Here is a 23,401-nt window from a genome sequence, read left to right as displayed (position 1 = left end):
CGCCGGTAAAATACGGACTTCTCGCGCGCATCGCCTGCTTCGAAGGTGACGCGCGTCACGGCCCGGGCCGGATGATAGGAGGCCACGATGTCTTCCGTGCGAATCCATCCGCGCGCCCGCCGACCGCCTTCAGTGCGTGCCCGCTCCGCCGGGCCCCTTCAGCTTTCTTCTTCTTCCAGGTAGCCACCATGTCCGATGACACCCTCGCGGCCGAAATGCCCGAACCGATGACGCCCGACGATTTCGACGCGCTCGACGACATCCTCGACGACCTGCGCGAACGCCAGCCCGACACCCCCAGCTGGGAGGTCTGCGACGGCTTCCTGGCCGCGGTGGTCTGCTGCCGCCGTCCGCTGGGCCTGGACGAAGTCCTGCCCCAGCTCTTCGGCGAAGGCGCCGCGCCGCCCGCGCCCGGCGCCGCCCTGTCGGAGAGCGACAGCGGCGTCTTCTCCGGCCCGGTGCAGCAGCGCCGCTTCATCGAGCTGTGGCAGCGCCGCGCCGACGAGATCGCCTGGGCGCTCGACCATCCGGTGGACAGCCTGGAAGACGAGGCCAGCTACCAGCCGGAAGTGCTGGACATGGTGGGCGCCATCGCCTCCATGCCCGAGGAAGAGCGGCTGGACATCGCGCCCGAGGACATCCCCTCCATCGCCCAGGGCTGGGCCATGGGCTTCATCGCCGCCACCCAGGCCTGGCCCGAGGAATGGGCGCCGCCGCGCGACAAGGAAGCCGCTGCCATCCTCGACGAGACCCTGGACTGCATCGATCAGCTGACCGAGCCCGACGACGGCCCGCTGGAGATCCCCATGTTCGCCGAGGACGGCCCGCCCAGCATCAGCCACGACCGGCTCGACGCCTTCGGCGAAGCCATCTGGGCGGTGTACGACCTGCGCAAGTTCTGGAAGAGCTACGGCCCGCGTGTGGTGGCCGCCCGCAAGTCGGACGAGCCCGGCCGCAACGATCCATGCCACTGCGGCAGCGGCAAGAAATACAAGAAGTGCCACGGCGCCTGAGATCGCCCGCCTCCGACGCCGCCGCGGCGCCACCGCCGCGCGTGCGGGTGCTGCGCCTGGCCGACGTGCTGCCCATCGTCATGCTGGGCCTGACCCTGGCCGCCTGGGTGGCGGCGGGCTGGCGCGAGCAGTCGGTGGCCGCGCAGGCGGCGCAGCAGACCGTGGCCCGCACGGTGGACCTGGCCAACCAGCGCATCCAGCGCCATTTCGACCTGGCCATGGGCTTCGGCGGCATGCTGAGGGTGGGCGACGGCCTGTCGCGCAGCGAGTTCCACGACCAGTACCAGACCCAGCAGATCGCCGAGCGTTTCCCCGCCGTCGTCGCCCTGCAGTACGCGCCGCTGGTGCCGGCCGCCGAGCGCGAGCGCTTCGAGGCGGCCGCGCGCGCCGACCGCAGCATGGCGGCGCGCGGCTATCCCGATTTCGCCATCCATCCGGCCGGCGAACGCCCGGCCTACATGCCCATCCTCTACAGCGAGCCGGTGCCGACCAACCCGCGCATCTTCGGTTTCGACGCCAGCTGGGCGCCGCCGCTGCGCGAGGTGCAGGAGCGCGCCCGCGACAGCGGCCGGCCCGAGCTGTCGGGCCTGACCGCCCTGGTGCAGGGCGGCCGGGCGGTGCTGCTGCGCTACGCCGTCTACCAGCGCGGCAGCCGCGTCACCACGCTGGAGCAGCGGCGCGGCACCTACCGCGGCCAGCTCGGCATGGTGCTGGACCTGCCGCTGATGATGGCCGGCCTGCTGGACGCCGGCGAGCACCGGTGGCGCGTGCGCATCGAGGACATCGGCCTGGCCGACCATTCGTCCGACGCGGCGCTGCTCTACGACAGCGCGCCGCAGGCCGGGCCGCTGGCACGCCCGGCATCGCCGATCGAACGTGAACTCACCGTGGGCGGACGGCGCTGGCGCCTGTCCTTCGAGCGCGATGCCGGCCTGCCCTGGCTGCGCCCGCTGCCCCTGGCGGTGGCCACCGGCGGCATGGCCCTGTCGCTGCTGCTGGTGCTGCTGGCGCGCGGCTTCCGGCGCAACTACGAAACCGTGGCCCAGCGCGAGCGCCGCAGCCGCCACGATGCCCTGCACGACTTCCTGACCGGCCTGCCCAACCGCAGCTTCTTCGAACAGACCCTGGCCCGGGCGATCGAGCGCGCCGGAGACCGCCAGGAGCGGCTGGCCCTGCTGTTCATCGACCTGGACCATTTCAAGCGCGTCAACGACGCCCATGGCCACGAGGTGGGCGATGCGGTGCTGCGCGCCGTGGCCGAGCGCCTGCAGAACACCTTGCGCGGCGGCGACACGGTGGCGCGCCTGGGAGGCGATGAATTCGTGGTGCTGCTGCCGCAGGTGCGCGACGGCGCCTGGCAGCTGACCGCGCAGCGGGTGCGCCAGGCGATGGCGCATCCGGTGTCGCATGGCGAGTTGCAGCTGTGGGTCACGCTGAGCATCGGCGTGGCGGTGTTCCCCGAAGAGGGCCGCGATGCGGACACCCTGCTGCGCCGCGCCGACACCGCCATGTACCGCGCCAAACGCGGCCAGCCGGACTAGGACCGCAACAGCGCCAGCAGCCGCTCGCGCGCGTGGCGCACCGTGGCCGAGCGCACGGCCGCCCGGTCGCCCGCGAAGCGCTGCGATTCGCTCACCACCCTGCCGTCCGGCAGCGCGAAGCCGAACCACACCAGCCCGACCGGCTTGGCCTCGGTGCCGCCGCCAGGGCCGGCCACGCCGGTCACTGCCACGGCCACCTGGGCCGCCGAATGGGCGATGGCGCCGCCGGCCATGGCCTGGGCCACCTCGCCGCTGACTGCGCCGTGGGCGGCGATCAGGGCCGGGTCCACGCCCAGCAGGTCGTGCTTGGCATCGTTGGAATAACTCACGAAACCGCGTTCGAACCAGCGGCTCGATCCGGCCAGCGAGGTGCAGCCGCCGGCGATCAGCCCGCCGGTGCAGCTCTCGGCCGTGGCCAGCATCCAGCCGCGCGCCAGCAGCAGTTCGGCCAGCGGCTCCCACAGGGCGGCGGCGGCGCGGTCGGTGTCTTCGAGCAGGTCGTTTTCCATGTCAGAACAAGGCCTTCCATGCCGCCATCACCAGCAGCGTGAGGAACGCGGCGACGAAGTCGTCCGCCAGGATGCCGAAGCCGCCGCGCGGGCCGAAGCCGTGGAAGCTCCGGTCGGCCCAGCCCACCGGGCCGGGCTTGACCGCATCGAAGAAGCGGAACAGCGCGAAGGCCGCCAGCTGCGCCAGCCAGCCGGCCGGCATCAGCACCCACAGCACCAGCCAGAAGGCGACCACCTCGTCCCACACGATGTTGGAGGGGTCCAGGCTGCGCAGGTGCCGCGCCGTCAGCGTGCAGGCCCACCAGCCGACCAGGGTGGAGGTGAGCAGCAGCACGCCGAGCGAAGTGCTGTCCAGCCACTGCGACAGCAGCAGCCAGACGGCCCAGGCCCACAGCGTGCCGGCGGTGCCCGGCGCCACCGGCGACAGGCCGGAGCCGAAGCCCAGGGCGATCCAGTGCGCCGCATGGCGTGTCATGAAACGGAAGTCGGGGCGGATGGCGTTGCGGTCTTCGTCTTGCATGTGGGTGATCGTGCTCAGGTGAAATGGTCGAAACCGGCGAAGCCGCGCTGCAGCGCACGGCCCTGGCCGTCGAGCAGGCGCAGGCCGGGTTCGGCCTCGATGCGGCCGATGCGGGTGACCGGCGTGGCGCTGGCCGCGCCCGCGGCCTCGACCTCGGCACGTGCCGAGGAGGGCGCGGTGAAGGCCAGTTCGTAGTCGTCGCCGCCGGCCAGCACGCAGGTCAGCGCCCAGTCCTCGCCGCAGGCCGCCGGGCCGGCCGCCAGCAGGGGCAGGGCGCGCGCCGTCTCCAGCGTGGCGCCCACGCCGCTGGCCTGCAGCACATGGCGCAGGTCGCCGAGCAGGCCGTCGCTGATGTCGATGGCGCTGCTGGCGATGCCGCGCAGGGCCTGGCCCAGGGCGACGCGCGGCGTGGGCGTTTCCATGCGCTGGCGGGCGGCGGCGAACACATCGCCATCGAGTGCCAGCGTGCCGCGAAAGCCCTCCAGCGCCAGTCGCGCATCGCCCAGCGTGCCGCTGACCCACAGATCGTCGCCGGCACGCGCGCCCGAACGCAGCAGCGCCCGGCCGGCCGGCACCTCGCCGAAGACGGTGATGCAGATATTGAGCGGGCCGCGGGTGGTGTCGCCGCCGACCAGCTCGCAGGCATGTTCGTCGGCCAGGGCCAGCAGGCCGCGCGAGAAGCCGGCCAGCCAGGCCTCGTTGGCCGAGGGCAGGGACAGCGCCAGGGTGAAGGCCAGCGGCCTGGCGCCGCAGGCCGCCAAGTCGCTCAGGTTCACCGCCAGCGCCTTGTGGCCGAGCCGCGCCGGATCGACGGTGGAGAGGAAATGCCGGCCCTCGACCAGCATGTCCGAAGACACCGCCAGCTGCTGGCCGGGCGCGGGCGCCAGCAGGGCGCAGTCGTCGCCCACGCCCAGCGGCGAGCGGCGGGCGGGGCGGTGGAAGTAGCGGGAGATGAGGTCGAATTCGCCCATGGAGGACCGGAGCAGGTGCGTGCGGAAGTGCGAAAGGATAGCCTCGGGGCCCATGAACACCGAAGCCGCCACCGAAGCCGCCCTCGACGACCCCGCCGCGCTCAAGCACATCTTCGACCGCGCCCGCCTGCAATCCATCGCCCGCGAGGCGACGGCCGTCTGCCCGGCCTTCGACGCCGACCGCTTCCTGGCGCTATGCCACGACGGCCTGGATGCCCTCTCGCTGATGCAGCGCCTGCGCCGCGTCTCGACCAGCCTGCATGCCGCCCTGCCCGGCGACTTCCGCGCCAACACCGAGGTGCTGCGGCAGCTGGCGCCGCGATTCGACAGCAGCTTCGCCACCCTGGCGCTGGGCGACTACGTGGCGCTGTACGGCCTGGACGACTTCGACCTGTCGCTGGACACCCTGAAGTTCCTCACCCCCTTCGGCTCCGCCGAATTCGCGATCCGCGCCTTCCTGCTGCGCGACCCGCAGCGCACCCTGAAGACCCTGCGCCTATGGGCTGAGGACCCCGACGACCATGTACGCCGCCTGGCCAGCGAAGGCAGCCGCCCGCGCCTGCCCTGGGCGGCGCGCCTGCCGGTGCTGATGGCCGATCCCTCGATGGCCGAGCCCATCCTGCAGGCCCTGCGCGCCGACCCCAGCGCCTATGTGCGCAAGTCGGTCGCCAACCATTTGAACGACATCGCCAAGCTGTTCCCCGACTGGGTGATGGAGCGCATCGAGGCCTGGCCGCTGGACGACGCCCGCTGCGCCTGGGTGGCCCGCCATGCGCTGCGCAACCTGATCAAGCAGGGCGACCGGCGGGCGCTGGCCATCGTCGGCGCCGGTGCCGCGCCGCTGGTGGCGGGCGTCCGCTTCGAGGTCTCGCCGCGCGCCCTGCGGCTGGGCGACACGCTGGCGATGCAGCTGCGCCTGCAGTCGAATTCGGCGGCGCCCCAGCGCCTGGTGATCGACTACGCCATCCACTACGTGAAGGCGGCCGGCCACGCCTCGCCCAAGGTGTTCAAGTGGAAGACGGTGGAGCTGGCCGCCGGCCAGTCGCTGGCGCTGGACAAACGCCAGGTGGTGCGCGACTTCAGCACCCGCACCCACCATCCGGGCCGGCATGCGGTGGAGCTGATGGTCAACGGGCAGAGGCTGGCGCAGTCCTTCTTCGATCTGGCGCGCTGAACCAGGTAGCCGGCTGCCGGCGCCGCAAGGTGTATCGATCGGCCTTCATCGATGTCGCATGAGCTTGAGGCGTTGCAGAACCAGTTCGGCTCGTTCCGGCTCGGCCAGCATGCCCGGCAGAACGTTCGCGAAGTTTGGGTCCGCCAGCAGCCTCTGGAACGCCTCACCTACGGATTGCCGAAGCTCGGCGGGGGCCGTGCTCATCTCGTTTGCCAACTCCTCACGGCCATCGACGATGTTGAGCACGTCTTCAATGTCGTGGCTGCTCAGGTAGTCGCCCGCACCGCGGCCGGCGAAAGCTTCCAGCTTTGTCGCCACGAAGGCCACGGCACTCACCAGCCGAATGCAGATGTCCGGCCCCAGTTCCAAAGGCTCGGCGGTTTCGACCGCGTAGGCATACCAGCGGTTGGAGAATCCCAGCACTTCCGGCGCTACAGGCATCAGGTCGAACAGCACGCCCGAGCTCTTGTGCACCCAGCGGCAGATCACGCCGCTGTGTATGTCGCGAGCAAATCCGCGCTGAGCGACTGCCTCCTCGATGCGATGGAACATGGCCCTGCTGGCGTGCACCACCGCATCCACGTCGCGGGTGGCACGTACGGGGGCCGCCAAGGGGTCCGTCACCAGCAGGCCTGCGACCGAGCCCCCGACAAAGACCACTTGTTCACGCAGTTCACCCAATGCCGCGGCGATCTGGCGCAGCAGCGGAAGATTGGGGTCGTCAGCTCGCATCAGGCACCCCGGCTCGTGGCTGCATCAGTTCGATTTCCATCAGCTTGGCGGCCAGATTGCGCTCGCGCGCCCGGCCGGTGCGCAGGGCATCGAGCAGGGCCAGAAGCCGATGCAGGGCCGGGTCGGTCAGTGCCGCGTGTGGCGCCGTGCGATACAGAGGGGGAAGTGTCGGCCCTTTGGTCTTGCCGTCGGGGTGCGCCCACACTGGCGCCTCGCCGGCCGCGGCAGTCAGCTGACTGGCCAGTGGCTCCGCACCGAATGCGGTCGGCACACCACGCTTGACCGGGCCCAAGGGGGCTGGCCAGACGTATCGCACGCCGTACAGCATGAATTCCAGCAGGTTCGGCCGGATCGGCGACCATTCGGAACGTGAGGGCGCAAGGGCCAGGCCGGATGCCACGGCCCGTTTCACGCACGCGTGGGTTTCGGATGCGCTCATGTTGAGTGCCCCGCCCAGCGCGACGTAGGTCCAGCGCTGGGGAGGGTGGGCTGCCACCTTCAAGAGCACCAGCAGGTCTTGGGGCTTCAGTTCCATGGAGGCGGTATTCGCTATTCGTGAATTGCGAATATCGAGGATTTTGCCGTCCACGGCAAGTTTCGTGATCTGGCCCCTGCCGTGCCGATTCGTCCCCAGGGACGGCCGTTTCGCCAACGCCGTCGCCCTGCGGCCTCGACTGCGGGAGCATGCGCGGTTTCCTGACTCTGATCGCCGGAATGTTGCCCCACCAACCGCTTTCTCTTTCGGAACCCAGGCGCATCTGGGGCCGCGTCACCGGCCGCCTGGCGTCCGCCGCCAAGGCCGCGGTGCTGGCGCCGTCCGTGCGGGCCGAACTGGCGGAGCTTGCCGAGCCCTCCTGGCAGGACGAGCCGACGCCGGCAGCCGAATTCCGCCCACCGTTGCAAGCCCGGCAAACCGGCGCCGGCGAGCGCCTGCTGCGGCTGCCGCAGGGCATCGACTACGGCGGGCTGCTGCTGGGCCCGGTCTTCGCCGAGGGTTCCTTCAAGAACGCGCACGAGGTGCTGCGGCCGGACGGGCGCAGCTCGGGCCTCGTGCTGCTGATCGAGAAGTCGATCCACGGCCGCCAGATCCCCGCCGAGCTGGCGCGCCTGGCCTGGCTGGCGCAGCAGGGCTTTCCGGTGGCCGACATCGTCTCCACCGGCCACTATCGCGGCCATTCGGCCATGCTCATGCCGCGCCGCATGGGCATGATCAAGCCGGGCATCGTCTGGCAGCCGGAGATGCTGGCGAAGTTCCTGCAGTCGCCCTACGTCACCCGCAACACGGTGCGGGACCTGCGGCTCATCCTCTGGCACATGGAGGTGCTGGGCCTGCGCATCATCGACCTGCAGATGCTGCTCGACCCCGGCAACGGCAGCCTGCAGCTGAGCGATCCGCTGGACATCGTGCCCGGCCGCACCCTGGCCCAGCCCTATCCCGGCCACGGGCCCTTCGGCGGGGCGGTGCAGCCGCTGCGTTATGTGCTGCAGCAGCTCTACTGGCGCTTTCCCGACATGGCGGCAAATTAGGGCCGCAGCTTCAGTCCGCCTTCACGTTGGCGGCCTTCACGACGGCGGCCCATTTCGCGGACTCGGACTGGATGAACTGGCCGAAGGCTTCCGGCCCCATCTTGGTGTAGCTCAGGCCCTGCGCGGCCATCGTCTGGCGCACGGCGGGGGCGCTCAGGGCCTTGTCCACCTCCTGGGCCAGCTTCTGGGTGATGGCGGCGGGCGTGCCGGCGGGCGCGAGCATGCCGGTCCAGTTGCGCACCTCGAAGTTCTTCAGGCCGGCTTCTGCCAGCGTCGGCACCGCGGGCAGGGCCGCCGCCCGGCTGGTGCCCAGGGTGGCCAGCGGGATCAGCTTGCCGGCGGTGATGAAGGGCAGGGCGGGTTGCAGGGTGGCGAAGGAGAGCGAGACCTGGCCCGCCACCAGATCGGTCAGCGCCGGCACATTGCCTTTGTAGGGGATGTGGGTGATGAAGGTGTGTGTCACCGCCTTGAACAGCTCGCCCGCCAGATGGCCGGTGGTGCCCGGGCCGCCCGAGGCGAAGGTCAGGTCGCCCGGCCTGGCCCGGGCCAGGGCGATGAGTTCCTGCACCGAGCGCGCCGGCACGGCGGGGTTCACCACCAGCACGCTCTCGGCATCGGCCACGAAGGCGACCGGCGCGAAATCGGTGGCCGCGTTGAAGGGCATCCTGGGATATATCCAGGGGTTGACGGCATGGGTGCCGATGGTGCCCATGACCACCGTGTAGCCGTCGGGCGCGCTCTTGGCCACCAGGTCGGCACCGATGTTGCCGCCGGCGCCGGGGCGGTTGTCCACCAGCACGGGCTGGCCGAAGGTGTTCGACATGTCCGTCGCGATGACGCGCGCCAGGTTGTCGGCATAACCACCGGCCGGGAAGGGCACGACGATGCGGATGGCGCGTGTGGGCCAGGCGGCCGGTTCCGCGGCCCTGCCGGGCAGGGGCAGCAGGCTGCACAGCGCCAGCAGCAGCAGGGTGGGCGGCGGCAGGCGCCGGCGCAGGAGACGAACGATCTGGGTCATCGGAGTTCCTGTGAAGGGGATCGGGGAACGAAGCAAGCCCCAGGCCAGCGGCACGCGCCTAGCGCGCCCCCCGGAACAGCCGGGTCGCCTGCCGGGTGGTCTCGGCCAGCAGCTGCTCCTGCTGCTGGCAGCGGCGCAGCCAGTGGGCGTCGTTCATGCCCTCGGCCACGCTGGCGCGCAGCAGGTGCAGGGCGGCTTCGCCGCCGGGGCCTTGCGCATGGCGGCCGATGCGGTGCAGGGTCAGCAGGATGTGGTCGCGCAGCGGCATGTGGTCGCCGCTGCCCGGGTCCACGTAGTTGCCGTCCAGACCGAAGCGGCAGGCGTGGAAGCGGTTGGTGCTGTAGACGAGGTAGTCGTCCTCGTCCGGCATGAAGGGCTGCTCGGCCAGGAACCAGGCGCCCAGGGCCTGCACGTAGCCGGCGAGCGCCGCGGCGCGCTCGATGGTGAGCGGGGTGTCGAAGACGCGGATCTCGATGGTGCCGAAGCTGGGTTTGGGCCGGATGTCCCAGTAGAAATCCTTCATGTCGCCGACCACGCCGGTGCGCGCCATCTTGGCGAAGAATTTCTCGAAGTCGGCCCAGTCCAGGTGGAAGGGCGCGCGGCCGGCCAGCGGGAAGGCAGCCACCGAGTTCAGGCGCGCGGAATCGAACTGGGTGTCCTGCCCCTGCACATAGGGGCTGGAAGCCGACAGCGCGATGAAGTGCGGTATGTAGCGCGACATGCGGTGCAGCATCAGCAGGGCGGCATCCGCGTCCGGGCAGCCGATGTGCACATGCTGGCCGAAGATGGTGAACTGCTTGGTCAGGTAGCCGTACAGCGCCGACAGCTCGCGGAAACGCGGCCGGTCGTAGATGCGCTGCTCGTGCCAGACCTGGAAGGGATGGGTGCCGCCGCCGGCCACCGCGATGTTGAGCTTGTCGGCGCTGCGCACCAGGGCGTCGCGGATGGTGGAGAGTTCGTCCAGCACCTGGCCCGCATCCTGGCAGATGCCGGTGGAGATCTCGATCATGCTCGAGGTCATCTCCGGCACCACGCTGCCGGGCAGCTTGTGGGCGCGCATCAGGCGCAGCATGTTCTCGGCGTAGGGGGCCAGGTCGTAGTCGTGGGTGTTGACCAGCTGCAGCTCCAGCTCCACGCCCAGCGTCAGGGCTTTCGAAGGGGTGAAGGCTTCAAGCGCCATGGTCGTCTCCTGCGTCGGCGGGCAGCGGCGCGGGCGCGGCCTGCGGCGGTCGTCCGGCCCGGCGCGGCAGCCAGGGATGCGAGGCCTCGCGCGCCCGGTGCAGGGCCACCGTGGCCAGCACCCCGCCCAGCAGTTCCAGCACCAGGATGGCGGGCAGGGCGATGCCGCTCATCTGGCGCGAGGCGGCGCCGGGCACCTGGGCGTATTGCGAGGCGACCAGCAGGGCGATCGAGGACATGGGCGTCAGCGCGCAGCCCACCCACCAGGCCTGGCGCCAGTTGATGCCGCTGCCCACCTTGCCCAGCACCACGCCGCCGATCTTGGCGACGGCGCGGGCGCCCACCAGCACGGCCACCAGCAGCAGGGCCGACAGGTGCCAGTCGGCCCGCGCGGTGACCACCGACACCAGCACGAACATCAGCATGGTCAAGAGCGATGCCGCGCTGCCCAGCTGGCGCGGCCAGGACCAGGGCCGCGGCGCGAACTGCTTGAGCAGCATGCCGCCGAGCAGCGCGGCCAGCGGCGCCGAGCCGCCCAGGTGCGAGGCGATGCCGGCGGCCGCGGCGATCAGCGCCAGCAGCAGGATGGAGGTGTTCTCGCTGGCCGGGCTCATCACCCGCAGCGCCAGCCGCAGCGCCAGCGCCAGGGCCGCGCCCACCGCCACCGACAGGCCCAGCACCAGCGCCGCGGGGCCGATGGTGGCCAGCAGGCGCAGCTCCTCGCGCGCCAGCAGCTCGGCCTGGGCGGTGCCGATGGCCAGCGCGTACAGGGTGCTGAGCGTGGCCAGCACCATGGCACGGTCGGTCACCGGGCCGCTGGCGCCGGCATCGGCCGCCACCCGCGCCAGCACGGCCGGCGAGGCGGCCACCGCCACCATCGCCAGCGGGCCGTAGACGGCCGGGCGCAGGCCCATCCAGTGCAGCGCCAGGGCGACGGCCGCATAGGTCAGCGCCGATTCGGCCACGCTCTGCACCAGCACCATGGGGTTGTGGCGGAACCAGCGCAGCGGCACCCGGCCGCCGGCCTCGAACAGGACGACGGCGATGCCCAGCTCCAGCAGGAACAGGCCATTGCCCCGAAGGGGCCATGGCGCGGCGCTTCCGAAGCCCGCGAAGCCGGCGACACTGCCGGCGAGCGCATATCCCATGACCTTGGGCAGGCCGGTGAAGCGGTGCAGCAAATAGCCGATGGCCGAGGCGGCCGCCAGCAGCAGCGACCATTGGACGGTGGTGAGGCCGATCGAGGGCCGGAGCCATTCGATCCAGACGGTGACGAGGTCGTTCATGGGGTGCAAGAGGCGCTGGGCACGGGGCGAGGGCCAGGGGCCGGTCGCGGCCGCTGAACGCAGCCGCCGCGCACCGGGGGCCGGTGGCGCGAAGGCCATGCGAGAGGCAGGGAAGAGACGGGCGCCGGACCGGCCGTGGCAGGTCCTGGGCCCGTGGCGTCAGGCGACGCACTTTAACGCTTGCGGGCTGCCGCAGCGGCGTGATCGGACATGGTTGTCGAGGAGCTTGCCATTTCATGCACTGTCGTGGACCAGGGTCGACCCCATCCGCCGGGCCTTCGCGGCGCCGCCTGGCCGCCGCCATGCCGGCCTGCGTGGTGCTGGCGGCCGTGGCCGGCTTCTCGGTGCTGGCCGAGGCCTTGCCGCATCCGGCGCCGCTGGACGCCACCGAGCAGGAGCGCACCGCGCATGCGGTGGCGGCGACCACGCTGGGCATCCTCAGCTTCGCGCACTGGCCGGGCGATCCGTCCCGGGTGCGGCTGTGCGTGGTGGGCAGCACGCTGTATGCCGATGCCCTGCTGACCACCCGCCATGTGGCGCAGGCCGGCGGTCGGCAGGTGTTGGTGCGCCAGCGGGCGCCGGTGGATGTGGCGGCCGACTGCGACGCGCTCTACCTGGGCCGCATGTCGCGCGAGGAGCAGCGCGAGGTGGCGCGCCGCATCGTCGGCCGGCCCGAGCTGACCGTCGGCGAGCGCCATGCCGGCTGCGGCGGCGCCAGCGTGATCTGCCTGGACATCCGCCTGTCGGGCGTCAGCTTCGAGGTGGACCTGCGCTCGCTGGCGCAGAGCGGCGTGCGGGTCGAGCCGGGGCTGCTCAAGCTCAGCCGCAACCTGGAGCACCGACGATGACGCTGCTGGCCACGCCCCCCGTAAGCGCCGCGCCGGCCACCCCGCCGGTGCGCCGCTCGCTGCAGCAGGTGCTGCGCCGCGCCCTGCTGGCGGTGGCCGTCATGGCGGTGCTGCTGGCCGGCTGCCTGCTGATCCTCTTCGGCGGCCTGGTGCTGCGCAGCCAGACGACGGCCAACCTGCAGCTGGTGGCGCGCTCGGTCAGCTACACGCTGGAGGCGGCCATCGTCTTCCATGACCAGGCGGCGGCCTCGGAGGCGGTGGCGCTGATCGTCGATGCCGAGGACGTGTCGCAGGCCTGGGTCTACGACGAGGACGGCCGCCTGCTGGTGCGCTGGAGCCGGCCCGCGGCCACCCCCTGGAGCTGGCTGCAGGCGCATCTGGCCGCCGCGCTGCTGCCGCCTTCGGTGGAGGTGCCGGTGCGCCACGGCCGGGTGACGATAGGCCGGGTGGTGCTGCGCAGCGCCGGCGGCGGGCTGGTGGGCTTCGTGCTGGGCGGCGCGGCGGCCATCCTGGCCTGCCTGTTGCTGAGCGCGCTGGCCGCGGCCTCGGCGATGCAGCGGGTGCTGGGCAAGATCCTGGCGCCGCTGCGCGAGCTGACGGCGGTGGCGCGTTCCGGCCGCATCGAGCGCAGCCTGGACCGCCGGGTGCCGGCCGCGCGCATCGCCGAATTCCACGAACTGGGCGAGGACGTCAACGCCCTGCTGGCCGAGCTGCAGGCACGCCAGCAAGGCCTGCAGCAGGAGAACGCGCACCTGAGCCTGCAGGCCAGCACCGACAGCCTGACCGGGCTGCACAACCGCGGCTTCTTCGAATCGCGCCTGGCCGGCGCCATCGCCCGCGCCGAGGCCAGCGGCGGCCATCTGGCGGTGATGTTCCTGGACGGCGACGGCTTCAAGCAGATCAACGACCGCCACGGCCACGAAGCCGGCGATCTGGTGCTGGTGGCCATCGCCAGCCGCATCCGCCGCCCGCTGCGCGAGCAGGACGTGGTGGCCCGCATGGGCGGTGACGAGTTCGCCGTGCTGCTCGACGGCCTGCACGGCCGCGACGACGCCCGCCGGGTGGCCGAGGCCATCTTCGCCAGCATGGCCGAGCCCCTGGCGCTCCACGGCGGCGCCAGCGTGCGGGTGTCGGTGAGCATAGGCACGGCCTTCTATCCCGAGGATGCGCGCGACGCCGCCGACCTGATGCGCCAGGCCGACGCCGCCATGTACGCCGCCAAACGCGCCTGAGCGCGTTTCAGCGCGGGTCGATGCGGTCGTCGGCCGGCGGCAGGGTGGAGGGCGGCGGCGCCTTGTCTGCGCGCGCCGGCAGGAAGAAGGACAGCGGCCGCTTCAGCAGCCGCCGCCAGATCGCGCCGCGGATGCGCGCCCGTGCCGGGCTGCCCACGTTCTGCGCCCGCAGCGCCACCTGGAAGGCCAGGGCGAAACTCACCGTCAGGTTCAGCGCGCCGATCAGCGGAATCGCCGCGATGCACAGCCAGAAGGCCTTCAGGTGCACCACGCCCAGGCCGTAGGTGACGGCCGCGCCGGCGATCTGGCCGGTGGACAGCGTGACATGCCGCGCCTCCAGCCCGATGCCGACGAAACCCAGCAGGGGCGGCACCATGCCCAGCATCAGGCCGAGCGAGATGTTGGAGGCGAAGCCGGAGATGTTCTCGCGCATGAAATGCGCCCAGCGCGCTGCCCGCGCCTGGCCCAGCAGCCGGATGATGGCCGGGTTGAAACGCATGGCCGACTCCAGGTGGTGCAGCACGAACCAGTTCTCGGCCCAGCCGGCGACGATGCTGGCGCAGAACAGCAGCACGCCGGTGAAGGCGGCGAACAGGGCGGTCGGGCCCAGCACGTTGAGCGAGGCCAGCGTGTGCGCCGCCTCGCCGGGCCGCACCAGCGGCGCGCCCGCCACTGCCTGGATGGCCCAGGCCAGCAGCAGCATCACCGGGAACACGGTCAGCACATTGCCCAGCACCGCGGCGACCTGCGAGCGCACCAGGTGGGTGACCTCGTCGACGAAGCGTTCCACCCCGGCCTGGTTCTCGATCTGCCGCAGCCGCGCCGCCATGGCCGGCGCGGTCATGGCCGGCTGCTTGGTGGCCAGGGTGCAGTGCAGCAACTGGATCAGCACGAAGCTGCCGCCATAGAGCGCGCTGGACCACACGCCGCCCCAGAAGGCCGACAAGCCCAGCAGGCCGATGCCGAATTTGCCGATCACCGTGCCGGCGGTCAGCACGCCGCCGCCGGCGGCTTGGCGCAGCATGCGGCGGTAGGAGGCGGCGTCGCGGGTGATGTAGTGCTCGCCGGTCTCGGCGCTGCGTTCGGCCACCTTGGCGGCCAGCAGCGAGGAGTTGGCGGCGACCAGCGCCCGCACGCTGCGCCGCTCCTGGCCGACCAGCACCAGCCGCGCCAGCAGCCGGGCGCCGGCCTGCGGCGGGCTGTCGGAGAGCACGCAGTCGAGCAGCTCGCGGATGCGCAGCAGGCGGGCGCGCAGCTGGCGCAGGCGGAACACCAGGCCGACCGAGATGCCGTTGTCCTCCAGGTGCGCATAGACGCCGTTGGCCGCCTGGCGGCAGGCATCGAGCCGCTCGCGCAGCTGCTGCACGGCGGCGGCCAGCGCCTCGCCGTCGCGCGGGCGGCGCAGCACCTCCAGGCGCAGCCATTCCACATCCATCATCACGCCCTGGAAGGGCCGGGCCTGCTGGGCCGAATCCGCCATGCGCAGCCGCAGCTCGGGCGAGAAACCGGTGGCCACCACCTGGCCGGCGCAGTAGGTGATCGCGTCGAGCAGCAGATGCTGCCAGGCGCTGGCGGCCGGCCGGGCGGAGGCCGCGCTGTCGGCGCCTTCGAGCTCGTCGGGCGCCAGCAGCGCGGCGATGCGGGCGAGCTGGTGCTCGTCGAGCGCGGCGATCCACTGCGCATCGAAGGCCTCGGGCAGCACCAGCGGGAACAGCTCGGCGGCGTCGCGGGTCTCGGGGCTGGCCGGCAGCAGCTTCCTGCGCATGCGGTCGGCGAATTCGCTGAAGAAGGCGGTGCGCGGGGCGAAGCCGAAATCGGCCAGCAGCGAGGTGACGTCCACGTTTTCCAGCAGCACCCGCCACCACTGCACCAGGCGCTGGCGCGCCGCCGGCTGGGTGGCCAGCGCATCGAGCAGCAGCTGCACCCGGCTGACGGCGGCCTGCGGATTGCTGCTCTTGCCGCGTATCCATTCGAACAGGCCGATCAGCCACAGGTGGCGGTCGGCCAGGGGGGCCTGCGGGTCGAGGGTGTCGAGCAGGCTTTGCAGATCGCGCTTGGACATCAGTGCAGCACGCGGGCGGCGCCGCCGTCGGCGCCCGGCGGCGCATCGGCCTCCAGCACGAACAGGGGCACCGGCACCTCGAAGCGATGGGCGTCCTCGGCCACGCAGAAATAGCTGCCGTGCATGGTGCCGCTGGAGGCGCGCAGCTGGCAGCCGCTGGTGTAGCGGAAGGATTCGCCCGGCTGCAGCAGCGGCTGCTGGCCGACCACGCCCAGGCCCTTGACCTCTTCGCTGCGGCCCTGGAAGTCGCGGATGATCCAGTGCCGCGCGATCAGCTGCGCGGCGATGTCGCCGGTATTGGTGATGGTGATGGTGTAGGCGAACCCGAAGAGCTGGTCTTCCGGGGCCGAGCGATCGGGGAGGTACTGCGGCGCGACGGCCACGGTGAACTGGTAGTTCGGCATCCGGCGATATTAGTGCGTGGCGCCGCGCGCCATGTCAGCATCCCCACTCCTGCGAGAATCGCGGCCATGAGCGCCGACCGAACCTACCGCATCGCCCCCTCCATCCTCTCCGCCGACTTCGCCCGCCTGGGCCAGGAGGTGTCCGGCGTGGTCGCCGCCGGCGCCGACTGGATCCATTTCGATGTGATGGACAACCATTACGTGCCCAACCTGACCTTCGGCCCCATGGTCTGCCAGGCGCTCAAGCCGCATGCGAAGACGCCCGACGGCGTGGCGGTGCCGATCGATGTGCACCTGATGGTCAAGCCGGTCGATGCCCTGGCGGCGGCCTTCGCCGATGCAGGCGCCGACTTCATCAGCTTCCATCCCGAGGCCAGCGAGCATGTGCACCGCAGCGTGCAGGCGATCCGCTCCAAGGGCGTCAAGGCCGGCCTGGTGTTCAACCCCGGCACGCCGCTCGACGTGCTGGACTGGACCATCGAGGACCTGGACCTGATCCTCATCATGAGTGTGAACCCCGGCTTCGGCGGCCAGAGCTTCATCGACTCGGCCCTGCGCAAGATCGAGCTGGTGAGAAAGCGCATCGATGCCAGCGGCAAGGACATCCGCCTGGAAGTCGACGGCGGCATCAAGCCCGACAACATCGCCCGCGTGGCCGCCGCGGGAGCCGACACCTTCGTGGCCGGCAGCGCCATCTTCGGCAAGCCCGACTACCGCGCCGTGATCGATTCGATGCGCGCCCAGCTGCGCGGCTGAGCTATCGCAAAAAGGGCTGGCCCCATAGGCGCGGCGACTGTGGGACCGCGCTGACATCGCGACCCCGCGATTGCCCACAAACCCCGCGCGCTTACGGCTACGGTTGCCGTGTTTACCTGCCATTAACCTTTCTTCAAGGCTGAGAAGCACTGCAAAAGCAGGGCTGCGTCAGCCGAAAAAAGTTTTGGCGGCAGCGTTTGCATCGAGGGGTATCACCATGGAATGGGTTTTGTGGAGCGTCGCAGGTGTGATGGGCCTAGTGGCCTTGACCGCGCTCGTCAATGCTCTCGAGCGCTGCTACGACTATTAAAACGACAGCAGGGCCGGCGCCGCGTACCCGAGGGTGGCGCGGCCGTAGGCTTCCACCCGCATGATGACGGCGCCCCAGGGCGCCGTTTGCAAGAAAGCCAGAGACACCATGGTGCAATCCAGGAACGGCGGCCGCGGCAAGGCCAAGGCCAGCCCCACCGCCGCCGACAAGATCCAGCAGCTGCAGTCCTATGCGGACGAGCCGGCCCAGCTGCTCACCACCAACCAGGGTCTGCAGATCCCGGACAACCACAACTCGCTCAAGGCCGGCCTGCGCGGCCCGACCCTGCTGGAGGATTTCATCCTCCGCGAGAAGATCACCCATTTCGACCACGAACGCATCCCCGAGCGGGTGGTGCACGCCCGCGGCGCTGCGGCGCACGGGCATTTCCAGGTCTACAAGGCGCTGTCGGAATACACCACGGCCCAGTTCCTCAATGACACCGAGGCGCGCACGCCCGTCTTCGTGCGTTTCTCCACCGTGGCCGGCTCGCGCGGTTCGGCCGACACCGCACGCGACGTGCGCGGCTTCGCGGTCAAGTTCTATACCCAGGAAGGCAACTACGACCTGGTCGGCAACAACATGCCGGTGTTTTTCATCCAGGACGCGATCAAGTTCCCGGACCTGATCCACGCCGTCAAGCCCGAGCCGCACAACGAGATCCCCCAGGCCGCCAGCGCCCACGACACCTTCTGGGATTTCGCCTCGCTGATGCCCGAGACCACCCACATGCTGATGTGGGCGATGAGCGACCGGGCCCTGCCGCGCAGCTTCCGCATGATGGAGGGCTTCGGCGTGCACACCTTCCGCATGATCAACGGCCGGGGCGAGTCGCATTTCGTGAAGTTCCACTGGAAACCCAAGCTGGGCATGCACGGCCTGGCCTGGGACGAGGCGCAGAAGATCGCCGGCAAGGACGCCGACTTCCACCGCCGCGACCTGTGGGACGCGATCGAGAAGGGCAACTTCCCCGAATGGGAGCTGGGCCTGCAGATCATGTCCGAGGACAAGGCCGCGTCCCTGGGCTTCGATGTGCTGGACGCGACCAAACTCATCCCCGAGGAAATGGTGCCGGTGGTGCCGGTGGGCAAGCTGGTGCTGGACCGCAACCCCGACAACTATTTCGCCGAGACCGAGCAGGTGGCCTTCCACCCCGGCCACCTGGTGCCGGGCATCGACTTCACCAGCGATCCGCTGCTGCAGGGCCGGCTCTTCTCGTACACCGACACCCAGCTCTCGCGCCTGGGCGGGCCCAACTTCCACGAGATCCCGATCAACCGCGGCATCTGCCCGGTGCACAACTTCCAGCGCGACGGCATGCACCGGCAGACCATAGGCCGCGGCCAGGTCTCCTACGAGCCGAATTCGCTGGCCGCTGGCGCCGAGTTCCGCGTGGACGGCGGCCTGCAGGGTTTCCACAGCCAGCCGGACAACACGGTGGAGCCGCCCAAGGTGCGGCGCCGCAGCCCCAGCTTCGACGACCATTTCAGCCAGGCCACGCTGTTCTGGAACAGCATGACGCCGGCCGAGAAGGACCACATCGTGGCTGCCTTCCGCTTCGAGCTGAGCAAGGTCGCCACCGTGGCGGTGCGCCAGCGCATGGTCAACAACCTGGCCCATGTAGATGCCCGCCTGGCCAAGCGTGTGGCGGCCACGCTGGGCATCGAGCCGCCGGACCCGAAGGCGGCGATGGGGCAGGCCGGGTTCCGCAATGTGCGCTTCGAGCTGCCGATCGAGGAGTCGGCGGCGCTGAGCATGGCGCCGCGGCCGGACAAGGCAGGCATCCAGACCCGCAAGGTGGCCATCCTGGCCAACGACGGGGTGGATGTGGTGTCCCTGCGGCCGGTGCAGCAGGCGCTGACCGATGCCGGCGCCGAATGCTGGGTGCTGGCGCCGCGCCTGGGTGCCGTCGCCACCTCTGGCGGCAGGCGCCTGGAAGTGGCCGCCACGCTGCAGGCCATGCCCTCGGTGATGTTCGACGCGGTGCTGGTGGCCGGTGGCCGCGAAAGCGCCGAGGCGCTGGCCAAGAGCGGCGATGCGGTGCATTTCGTGCTCGAGGCCTACAAGCACTGCAAGCCGGTGTGCGCCATCGGCGACGGCGTGGCGCTGCTGGCGCTGCTGGGCATCCAGGCGGGCGCGAACCGCGATGCGCTGGGCAACCATCCCGGCGTGGTGCTGGGCGAGGCCAGCGCCGAAGCGGGCGTGCAGACGGCGCAGGACTTCATCGCGGCGATGCAGCTGCACCGCCACTGGGACCGGCCGGACATCGACTCCATTCCGGCCTGAGCCTTTTATCCGCCCCGAACAAAAGCCCCGCATGCGGGGCTTTTGTTCGTGGGTGGCGGCAAGCCTAGTTGGGCGAGCCCTTGACCTTGTCGTAGACGCGGTCCATCTCGGGTCCTTTGTCGGTATCGGGCCGGCCGCTGGCGGCATCCTTGTGGGCGGCCTTGTTGGCCGCCTGTCCGCCGGACTGGCGGGCCGATTGGCTATCGGACGAGGTGTCGCGCTCGTTGGGCGTGCGTGGTGTCGCACCCTTGCCGGTTTCCTGCTGCTCGGGCCGCGTGTGGCCCTGGAGCGAGCGGCTGCTGATGGCTTCCTTCATGGGGCGGCGTCTCCTTCAGATGTCCATCGGGTATTGGCGCTGCGCGCGTTCCCAGGCGGCACGCGTGGCCGGCCGGGCTTCGTCCCACGAGAGGCGCGATGCGCCTCGGCGGCTGTCCCAGCTAGAAGCCAGTTCGGCCTCGTAGGCGTCGTAGTCGCGCCGGCCTTCGCCGCCCCAGGCTTCGTAGCCGGCGCGGTAGGCGGGGGCGTAGTCGTCGTAGCCCAGGCCGTCGCTGTAGTAGGGCTCGCCCACGTAGGCGTCGCGCCAGTAGGCGTCTTCGGCGGTGGGGTTGACGGCTTCGGCCGCGCCCTTGCCGGCCAGGCCACCGACCACGGCACCGATCACGGTGCCCACGGCGACGCCGACAGGGCCGCCGGCCAAGCCCAGGGCCGCGCCGGTGATGGCGCCGCCGCCGGCGCCGATGCCGGTGCCGATGGGATGTGCGCCCGGCTCGTCGCTGATCGGGTCGCGGTTCAGGGATTCTTCACGTGCAGCCATGGTGTGTGTCCTTTCGGGATGAGAGTCACGGGGCGGTTCGCAAGCGCTTTCCGACCCCTTGGAACACCATGCTGGGCGCCTGGCAGGGCGTTGCCGGTAGGACGCTGCTGCCGCAGGCTGTAGGAGCCGCCGCGTCGTCCGCACTACGATAGGCGGCACATGAATCCCACGCCACAGCCTCCTTCCGCGCTGCGTTACGACGCCGCCATCGTCGACCTCGACGGAACCATGGTCGACACCCTCGGCGACTTCGAGCAGGCGCTGGGCGCCATGCTGGTCGAGCTGGGCGCCCAGCCCCTGCCGCGTGCGCAGGTGATGCTGCTGGTCGGCAAGGGCTCCGAGCACCTGGTGCATTCGGCGCTGCCGCTGGCGGGCCTTGCGGGGCACGACCCGGCCGATGCCCTGGCGCGCTACTTCCGCCACTACGCCCTGGTCAACGGCCTGCATTCGGCCGTGTTCCCCGGTGTGCCCGAGGGCCTGCAGGCGCTGCGCGATGCCGGCCTGCGCCTGGCCTGCCTGACCAACAAGCCGCTGGCCTTCGCCCGCGCGCTGCTGGAGGCCAATGGCCTGGCGCATCACTTCGAGCACATCTTCGGCGGCGACAGCTTCGCGGCCAAGAAGCCAGATCCGCTGCCGGTGCGCGAGACCTGCCGCGCGCTCGGCAGCGTTCCTGAGCGCACGCTGGCGATCGGCGATTCGCGCAACGATGCCCTGGCGGCCTCCGGCGCCGGATGCGCGGTCGCGCTGGTCGGCTACGGCTACAACCACGGCGAGCCGATCGAGCAAGTGCCGGCCGACTTCCATCTGGATTCGCTGGAAGATCTGGCGGCGCTGCTGGCGCGGGCGAACTGACCCCGCTGCTACACTTCACCAGATGTTCGTTCACCGCACCTTACGCACAGGTCTGGCCGACCGGGGAGCCTGGCCCTGGCGACGGCCGGCTGCCACGCCGTGCGTGTAATCACCGGCTGAAGCCGGCGCGGCGGCATCGCCCCGACGCGCACCGCGGTTCCTCCACCGCCCCCTTTTCCAAGACGAACCCCGGTCGCCCGGGCCGCGCCAATGCTGCGCGCCCCGAAGCTGCCGGGACCCCAGCCGGAGATCTTTTGGTGTTCACCGAATCCGAATTCAACGCCCTCGCACAGCAGGGCTACAACCGCATCCCCCTGGTGGCCGAGGCCTTCGCCGACCTCGAAACGCCGCTTTCGCTCTACCTCAAGCTCGCCCATGTGCAGGACGGCGGCCGCAACAGCTTCCTGCTGGAGTCGGTGGTGGGCGGCGAGCGTTTCGGCCGCTACAGCATCATCGGCCTGCCCGCCCGCACCCTGGTGCGCGCCAGCGGCTTCGGCGCGCAGGCCCGCAGCGAGGTGCTGACCGACGACGAGGTGGTCGAGAAGGCCGAGGGCAATCCGCTGGACTTCATCGCCGCCTACCAGCGCCGCTTCAAGGCGGCGGTGCGTCCGGGCCTGCCGCGCTTCTGCGGCGGGCTGGCTGGTTATTTCGGCTACGACGCGGTGCGCTACATCGAGAAGAAGCTCGAAAACAGCTGCCCGCCCGACACCCTGGGCTGCCCCGACATCCTGCTGCTGCAATGCGAGGAACTGGCGGTGATCGACAACCTCTCGGGCAAGCTGCACCTGATCGTCTATGCCGACCCGGGCCAGCCCAGGGCCTACGACGCCGCCCGCGCGCGCCTGGACGTGCTGCGCGAGCGCCTGCGCCAGCCGGTGCTGGCGCCGGAGATCCGGCCTTCGCAGAGCCATCCTTCGGAGCGCAGCTTCGCCAAGGCCGACTACATCGCGGCGGTGGAGCGCGCCAAGGAGCTGATCGCCGCCGGCGACTTCATGCAGGTGCAGGTGGGCCAGCGCATCCAGAAGCGCTTCACCGAATCGCCGCTGTCGCTCTACCGGGCGCTGCGCATGCTCAACCCCTCGCCCTATATGTACTTCTACCACCTGGGCACCGGCCGCCCGGGAGAGGGCGGCGACTTCCATGTGGTGGGCGCCTCGCCCGAGATCCTGGTGCGCCAGGAGCAGACATCCGAGGGCCAGAAGATCACCATCCGCCCACTCGCCGGCACCCGGCCGCGCGGCGCCACGCCCGAGGCCGACCAGGCCGCCGAGGTGGAACTGGTCAACGACCCGAAGGAACGCGCCGAACACGTCATGCTGATCGACCTGGCGCGCAACGACATCGGCCGCATCGCCAAGGCCGGCAGCGTGAAGGTGACCGAGGCCTTCGCGGTGGAGCGCTACAGCCATGTGATGCACATCGTGAGCAACGTCGAGGGTGTGCTGAAGGACGGCATGAGCGCCACCGACGTGCTCAAGGCCACCTTCCCGGCCGGCACGCTGAGCGGCGCGCCCAAGGTGCATGCGATGGAGCTGATCGACCAGCTGGAGCCGGTCAAGCGCGGCCTCTACGGCGGCGCGGTGGGCTATATCAGCTACGGCGGCGACATGGACGTGGCCATCGCCATCCGCACCGGCCTGATCAAGGACCAGGTGCTCTATGTGCAGGCCGCGGCCGGCGTGGTGGCCGACTCGGTGCCCGAGATGGAGTGGAAGGAAACCGAGGCCAAGGCGCGTGCGCTGCTGCGGGCGGCGGAGCTGGTGGAAGAAGGACTGGAGTGAACGCCATGAAGCTTTTGATGATCGACAACTACGACAGCTTCACCTTCAATCTGGTGCAGTACTTCAGCGAACTCGGCGCCGAGGTGGAGGTGTTCCGCAACGACGAGATCACGGTCCAGGGCGTGGGTGAGCGCATCGCCGCCGGCGTCGAGCGGCTGGTGGTATCGCCCGGCCCTTGCTCGCCGGCCGAGGCGGGCATCTCGGTCGCGGCGATCCAGGCGTTCGCCGGCCAGCTGCCCATTCTGGGGGTGTGCCTGGGCCACCAGGCCATCGGCGCGGCCTTCGGCGGAAAGATCGTGCGGGCGCAGCAACTGATGCACGGCAAGACCAGCGTGATCACCACCAAGCGCACCGGCGTCTTCTCCGACCTGCCGGAGCAGTTCACCGTGAACCGCTACCACTCCCTGGCCATCGAGAAATCCGCGCCGCCCGAGGTGCTGGAAGTCACGGCCTGGACAGACGACGGCGAGATCATGGGCGTGCGCCACAAGACGTTGCCGATCGAGGGCGTGCAGTTCCATCCCGAGTCCATCCTCACCGAGCATGGCCACGCGATGCTGAAGAACTACCTGGACGGCAAGTGAAA

At 70.6% G+C, this 23,401-nt stretch carries 23 protein-coding genes; 11 read left to right on the top strand and 12 right to left on the bottom strand.

Translation table 11 applies throughout. From position 1 onward, the window contains the following. Positions 1–188: 188 nt before the first annotated feature. Together GT347_RS12030 and GT347_RS12025 are read left to right on the top strand one after the other, a co-directional pair. Positions 189–1,013, top strand: coding sequence for a YecA/YgfB family protein (locus GT347_RS12030; RefSeq protein WP_229722849.1), 825 nt, complete (start codon positions 189–191; stop codon positions 1,011–1,013). Then, positions 998–2,554 (top strand): diguanylate cyclase domain-containing protein, encoded by a 1,557-nt coding sequence (locus tag GT347_RS12025; RefSeq protein WP_160552174.1) that lies wholly within the window; start codon positions 998–1,000, stop codon positions 2,552–2,554. Before GT347_RS12030 ends, GT347_RS12025 begins: the two co-directional genes overlap by 16 nt. Here the strand turns inward: GT347_RS12025 and GT347_RS12020 are convergent. Genes GT347_RS12020 through thiL form a run of 3 tightly spaced genes read right to left on the bottom strand, consistent with a single transcriptional unit; the run spans position 2,551 to position 4,554 of the window. Then, positions 2,551–3,063 carry a CinA family protein gene (locus GT347_RS12020; protein ID WP_160552173.1) on the bottom strand — a complete coding sequence of 171 codons (513 nt, stop codon included), beginning with the start codon at positions 3,061–3,063 and terminating at the stop codon, positions 2,551–2,553. The genes GT347_RS12025 and GT347_RS12020 overlap by 4 nt on opposite strands. 1 nt (position 3,064) lies before the next feature. Next, positions 3,065–3,583: a phosphatidylglycerophosphatase A family protein gene (locus GT347_RS12015; protein WP_229722848.1), complete on the bottom strand. Its 519-nt coding sequence runs from the start codon at positions 3,581–3,583 to the stop codon at positions 3,065–3,067. 14 nt (positions 3,584–3,597) lie between these two features. After that, positions 3,598–4,554, bottom strand: a complete 957-nt coding sequence (gene thiL, locus GT347_RS12010) for a thiamine-phosphate kinase (protein ID WP_160552172.1) — start codon at positions 4,552–4,554, stop codon at positions 3,598–3,600. 52 nt (positions 4,555–4,606) lie between these two features. Here thiL and GT347_RS12005 point away from each other — a divergent pair, with 52 nt between their 5' ends. Continuing rightward, the gene (locus GT347_RS12005) at positions 4,607–5,728 is read left to right on the top strand and encodes a DNA alkylation repair protein (RefSeq protein ID WP_160552171.1); all 1,122 of its coding nucleotides are present in this window, start codon (positions 4,607–4,609) and stop codon (positions 5,726–5,728) included. Positions 5,729–5,773: 45 nt separating this feature from the next. On the opposite strand, the gene GT347_RS12000 is transcribed toward GT347_RS12005, so the two are convergent. Together GT347_RS12000 and GT347_RS11995 are read right to left on the bottom strand one after the other, a co-directional pair. Then, positions 5,774–6,460, bottom strand: a complete 687-nt coding sequence (locus GT347_RS12000) for a hypothetical protein (RefSeq protein WP_160552170.1) — start codon at positions 6,458–6,460, stop codon at positions 5,774–5,776. Further along, positions 6,450–7,049: a hypothetical protein gene (locus GT347_RS11995; protein ID WP_229722847.1), complete on the bottom strand. Its 600-nt coding sequence runs from the start codon at positions 7,047–7,049 to the stop codon at positions 6,450–6,452. The genes GT347_RS12000 and GT347_RS11995 overlap by 11 nt, the downstream gene beginning before the upstream one ends. A 125-nt stretch (positions 7,050–7,174) precedes the next feature. Here GT347_RS11995 and GT347_RS11990 point away from each other — a divergent pair, with 125 nt between their 5' ends. Further along, positions 7,175–7,987: a hypothetical protein gene (locus tag GT347_RS11990; protein WP_160552169.1), complete on the top strand. Its 813-nt coding sequence runs from the start codon at positions 7,175–7,177 to the stop codon at positions 7,985–7,987. Positions 7,988–7,997: 10 nt separating this feature from the next. Here the strand turns inward: GT347_RS11990 and GT347_RS11985 are convergent, their stop codons facing one another. From GT347_RS11985 to GT347_RS11975, 3 genes are read right to left on the bottom strand one after another with little or no spacing between them, the layout of a single operon-like run. Next, positions 7,998–9,005, bottom strand: coding sequence for a tripartite tricarboxylate transporter substrate binding protein (locus GT347_RS11985; protein WP_160552168.1), 1,008 nt, complete (start codon positions 9,003–9,005; stop codon positions 7,998–8,000). 58 nt (positions 9,006–9,063) lie between these two features. After that, complete coding sequence (locus tag GT347_RS11980; RefSeq protein WP_160552167.1) at positions 9,064–10,185, bottom strand: YbdK family carboxylate-amine ligase; 1,122 nt, start codon at positions 10,183–10,185, stop codon at positions 9,064–9,066. Further along, complete coding sequence (locus GT347_RS11975) at positions 10,175–11,470, bottom strand: cation:proton antiporter domain-containing protein (RefSeq protein ID WP_160552166.1); 1,296 nt, start codon at positions 11,468–11,470, stop codon at positions 10,175–10,177. Before GT347_RS11975 ends, GT347_RS11980 begins: the two co-directional genes overlap by 11 nt. Positions 11,471–11,772: 302 nt before the next feature. Here GT347_RS11975 and GT347_RS11970 point away from each other — a divergent pair, with 302 nt between their 5' ends. Together GT347_RS11970 and GT347_RS11965 are read left to right on the top strand one after the other, a co-directional pair. Continuing rightward, the gene (locus GT347_RS11970) at positions 11,773–12,318 is read left to right on the top strand and encodes a YfiR family protein (RefSeq protein ID WP_160552165.1); all 546 of its coding nucleotides are present in this window, start codon (positions 11,773–11,775) and stop codon (positions 12,316–12,318) included. Beyond that, positions 12,315–13,550: a sensor domain-containing diguanylate cyclase gene (locus tag GT347_RS11965; RefSeq protein ID WP_160552164.1), complete on the top strand. Its 1,236-nt coding sequence runs from the start codon at positions 12,315–12,317 to the stop codon at positions 13,548–13,550. The genes GT347_RS11970 and GT347_RS11965 overlap by 4 nt, the downstream gene beginning before the upstream one ends. 7 nt (positions 13,551–13,557) lie before the next feature. Here GT347_RS11965 and GT347_RS11960 read toward each other — a convergent pair whose 3' ends face one another. Continuing rightward, positions 13,558–15,612, bottom strand: coding sequence for a site-specific recombinase (locus GT347_RS11960; RefSeq protein ID WP_160552163.1), 2,055 nt, complete (start codon positions 15,610–15,612; stop codon positions 13,558–13,560). After that, complete coding sequence (apaG, locus tag GT347_RS11955) at positions 15,612–16,016, bottom strand: Co2+/Mg2+ efflux protein ApaG (RefSeq protein WP_160552162.1); 405 nt, start codon at positions 16,014–16,016, stop codon at positions 15,612–15,614. The genes GT347_RS11960 and apaG overlap by 1 nt, the downstream gene beginning before the upstream one ends. 66 nt (positions 16,017–16,082) lie before the next feature. Between apaG and rpe the strand changes: the two genes are divergently transcribed. After that, the gene (rpe, locus tag GT347_RS11950; RefSeq protein WP_160552161.1) at positions 16,083–16,772 is read left to right on the top strand and encodes a ribulose-phosphate 3-epimerase; all 690 of its coding nucleotides are present in this window, start codon (positions 16,083–16,085) and stop codon (positions 16,770–16,772) included. A gap of 418 nt (positions 16,773–17,190) precedes the next feature. Continuing rightward, positions 17,191–19,368, top strand: a complete 2,178-nt coding sequence (locus tag GT347_RS11945) for a catalase (RefSeq protein ID WP_160552160.1) — start codon at positions 17,191–17,193, stop codon at positions 19,366–19,368. A gap of 64 nt (positions 19,369–19,432) precedes the next feature. Here GT347_RS11945 and GT347_RS11940 read toward each other — a convergent pair whose 3' ends face one another. Both GT347_RS11940 and GT347_RS11935 read right to left on the bottom strand, forming a co-directional pair. After that, the gene (locus GT347_RS11940) at positions 19,433–19,684 is read right to left on the bottom strand and encodes a hypothetical protein (RefSeq protein WP_160552159.1); all 252 of its coding nucleotides are present in this window, start codon (positions 19,682–19,684) and stop codon (positions 19,433–19,435) included. A 15-nt stretch (positions 19,685–19,699) separates the two neighbouring features. After that, the gene (locus tag GT347_RS11935) at positions 19,700–20,182 is read right to left on the bottom strand and encodes a hypothetical protein (RefSeq protein WP_160552158.1); all 483 of its coding nucleotides are present in this window, start codon (positions 20,180–20,182) and stop codon (positions 19,700–19,702) included. A 159-nt stretch (positions 20,183–20,341) separates the two neighbouring features. Here GT347_RS11935 and gph point away from each other — a divergent pair, with 159 nt between their 5' ends. The 3 genes from gph (at position 20,342) to GT347_RS11920 (ending at position 23,399) form a co-directional block, all read left to right on the top strand. Next, positions 20,342–21,034: a phosphoglycolate phosphatase gene (gene gph, locus GT347_RS11930; RefSeq protein WP_160552157.1), complete on the top strand. Its 693-nt coding sequence runs from the start codon at positions 20,342–20,344 to the stop codon at positions 21,032–21,034. Between the two features lie 257 nt (positions 21,035–21,291). Continuing rightward, positions 21,292–22,815, top strand: coding sequence for an anthranilate synthase component I (gene trpE / locus GT347_RS11925; protein ID WP_160552156.1), 1,524 nt, complete (start codon positions 21,292–21,294; stop codon positions 22,813–22,815). 5 nt (positions 22,816–22,820) lie between these two features. Next, positions 22,821–23,399, top strand: coding sequence for an aminodeoxychorismate/anthranilate synthase component II (locus GT347_RS11920; RefSeq protein WP_160552155.1), 579 nt, complete (start codon positions 22,821–22,823; stop codon positions 23,397–23,399). Positions 23,400–23,401: the final 2 nt, after the last annotated feature.

It is taken from the genome of Xylophilus rhododendri, assembly GCF_009906855.1.
Taxonomy (GTDB): Bacteria; Pseudomonadota; Gammaproteobacteria; order Burkholderiales; family Burkholderiaceae_C; genus Xylophilus; species Xylophilus rhododendri.
This window is presented reverse-complemented; position numbering and strand designations above follow the sequence as displayed.

Excerpts from the sequence above, each read along its gene's own strand:
- GT347_RS11980 (WP_160552167.1), bottom strand. The coding sequence starts at position 10,185 with ATGGCGCTTGAAGCCTTCACCCCTTCGAAAGCCCTGACGCTGGGCGTG.
- GT347_RS11960 (WP_160552163.1), bottom strand. The coding sequence starts at position 15,612 with ATGTCCAAGCGCGATCTGCAAAGCCTGCTCGACACCCTCGACCCGCAG.
- thiL (WP_160552172.1), bottom strand. The coding sequence starts at position 4,554 with ATGGGCGAATTCGACCTCATCTCCCGCTACTTCCACCGCCCCGCCCGC.
- GT347_RS12020 (WP_160552173.1), bottom strand. The coding sequence starts at position 3,063 with ATGGAAAACGACCTGCTCGAAGACACCGACCGCGCCGCCGCCGCCCTG.
- GT347_RS11970 (WP_160552165.1), top strand. The coding sequence starts at position 11,773 with ATGCCGGCCTGCGTGGTGCTGGCGGCCGTGGCCGGCTTCTCGGTGCTG.
- GT347_RS12000 (WP_160552170.1), bottom strand. The coding sequence starts at position 6,460 with ATGCGAGCTGACGACCCCAATCTTCCGCTGCTGCGCCAGATCGCCGCG.
- GT347_RS11935 (WP_160552158.1), bottom strand. The coding sequence starts at position 20,182 with ATGGCTGCACGTGAAGAATCCCTGAACCGCGACCCGATCAGCGACGAG.
- GT347_RS11990 (WP_160552169.1), top strand. The coding sequence starts at position 7,175 with ATGTTGCCCCACCAACCGCTTTCTCTTTCGGAACCCAGGCGCATCTGG.
- GT347_RS11945 (WP_160552160.1), top strand. The coding sequence starts at position 17,191 with ATGGTGCAATCCAGGAACGGCGGCCGCGGCAAGGCCAAGGCCAGCCCC.
- GT347_RS12005 (WP_160552171.1), top strand. The coding sequence starts at position 4,607 with ATGAACACCGAAGCCGCCACCGAAGCCGCCCTCGACGACCCCGCCGCG.
- gph (WP_160552157.1), top strand. The coding sequence starts at position 20,342 with ATGAATCCCACGCCACAGCCTCCTTCCGCGCTGCGTTACGACGCCGCC.
- GT347_RS11940 (WP_160552159.1), bottom strand. The coding sequence starts at position 19,684 with ATGAAGGAAGCCATCAGCAGCCGCTCGCTCCAGGGCCACACGCGGCCC.
- GT347_RS11975 (WP_160552166.1), bottom strand. The coding sequence starts at position 11,470 with ATGAACGACCTCGTCACCGTCTGGATCGAATGGCTCCGGCCCTCGATC.
- GT347_RS12015 (WP_229722848.1), bottom strand. The coding sequence starts at position 3,583 with ATGCAAGACGAAGACCGCAACGCCATCCGCCCCGACTTCCGTTTCATG.
- GT347_RS11965 (WP_160552164.1), top strand. The coding sequence starts at position 12,315 with ATGACGCTGCTGGCCACGCCCCCCGTAAGCGCCGCGCCGGCCACCCCG.
- GT347_RS11985 (WP_160552168.1), bottom strand. The coding sequence starts at position 9,005 with ATGACCCAGATCGTTCGTCTCCTGCGCCGGCGCCTGCCGCCGCCCACC.
- GT347_RS11920 (WP_160552155.1), top strand. The coding sequence starts at position 22,821 with ATGAAGCTTTTGATGATCGACAACTACGACAGCTTCACCTTCAATCTG.
- GT347_RS12030 (WP_229722849.1), top strand. The coding sequence starts at position 189 with ATGTCCGATGACACCCTCGCGGCCGAAATGCCCGAACCGATGACGCCC.
- rpe (WP_160552161.1), top strand. The coding sequence starts at position 16,083 with ATGAGCGCCGACCGAACCTACCGCATCGCCCCCTCCATCCTCTCCGCC.
- apaG (WP_160552162.1), bottom strand. The coding sequence starts at position 16,016 with ATGCCGAACTACCAGTTCACCGTGGCCGTCGCGCCGCAGTACCTCCCC.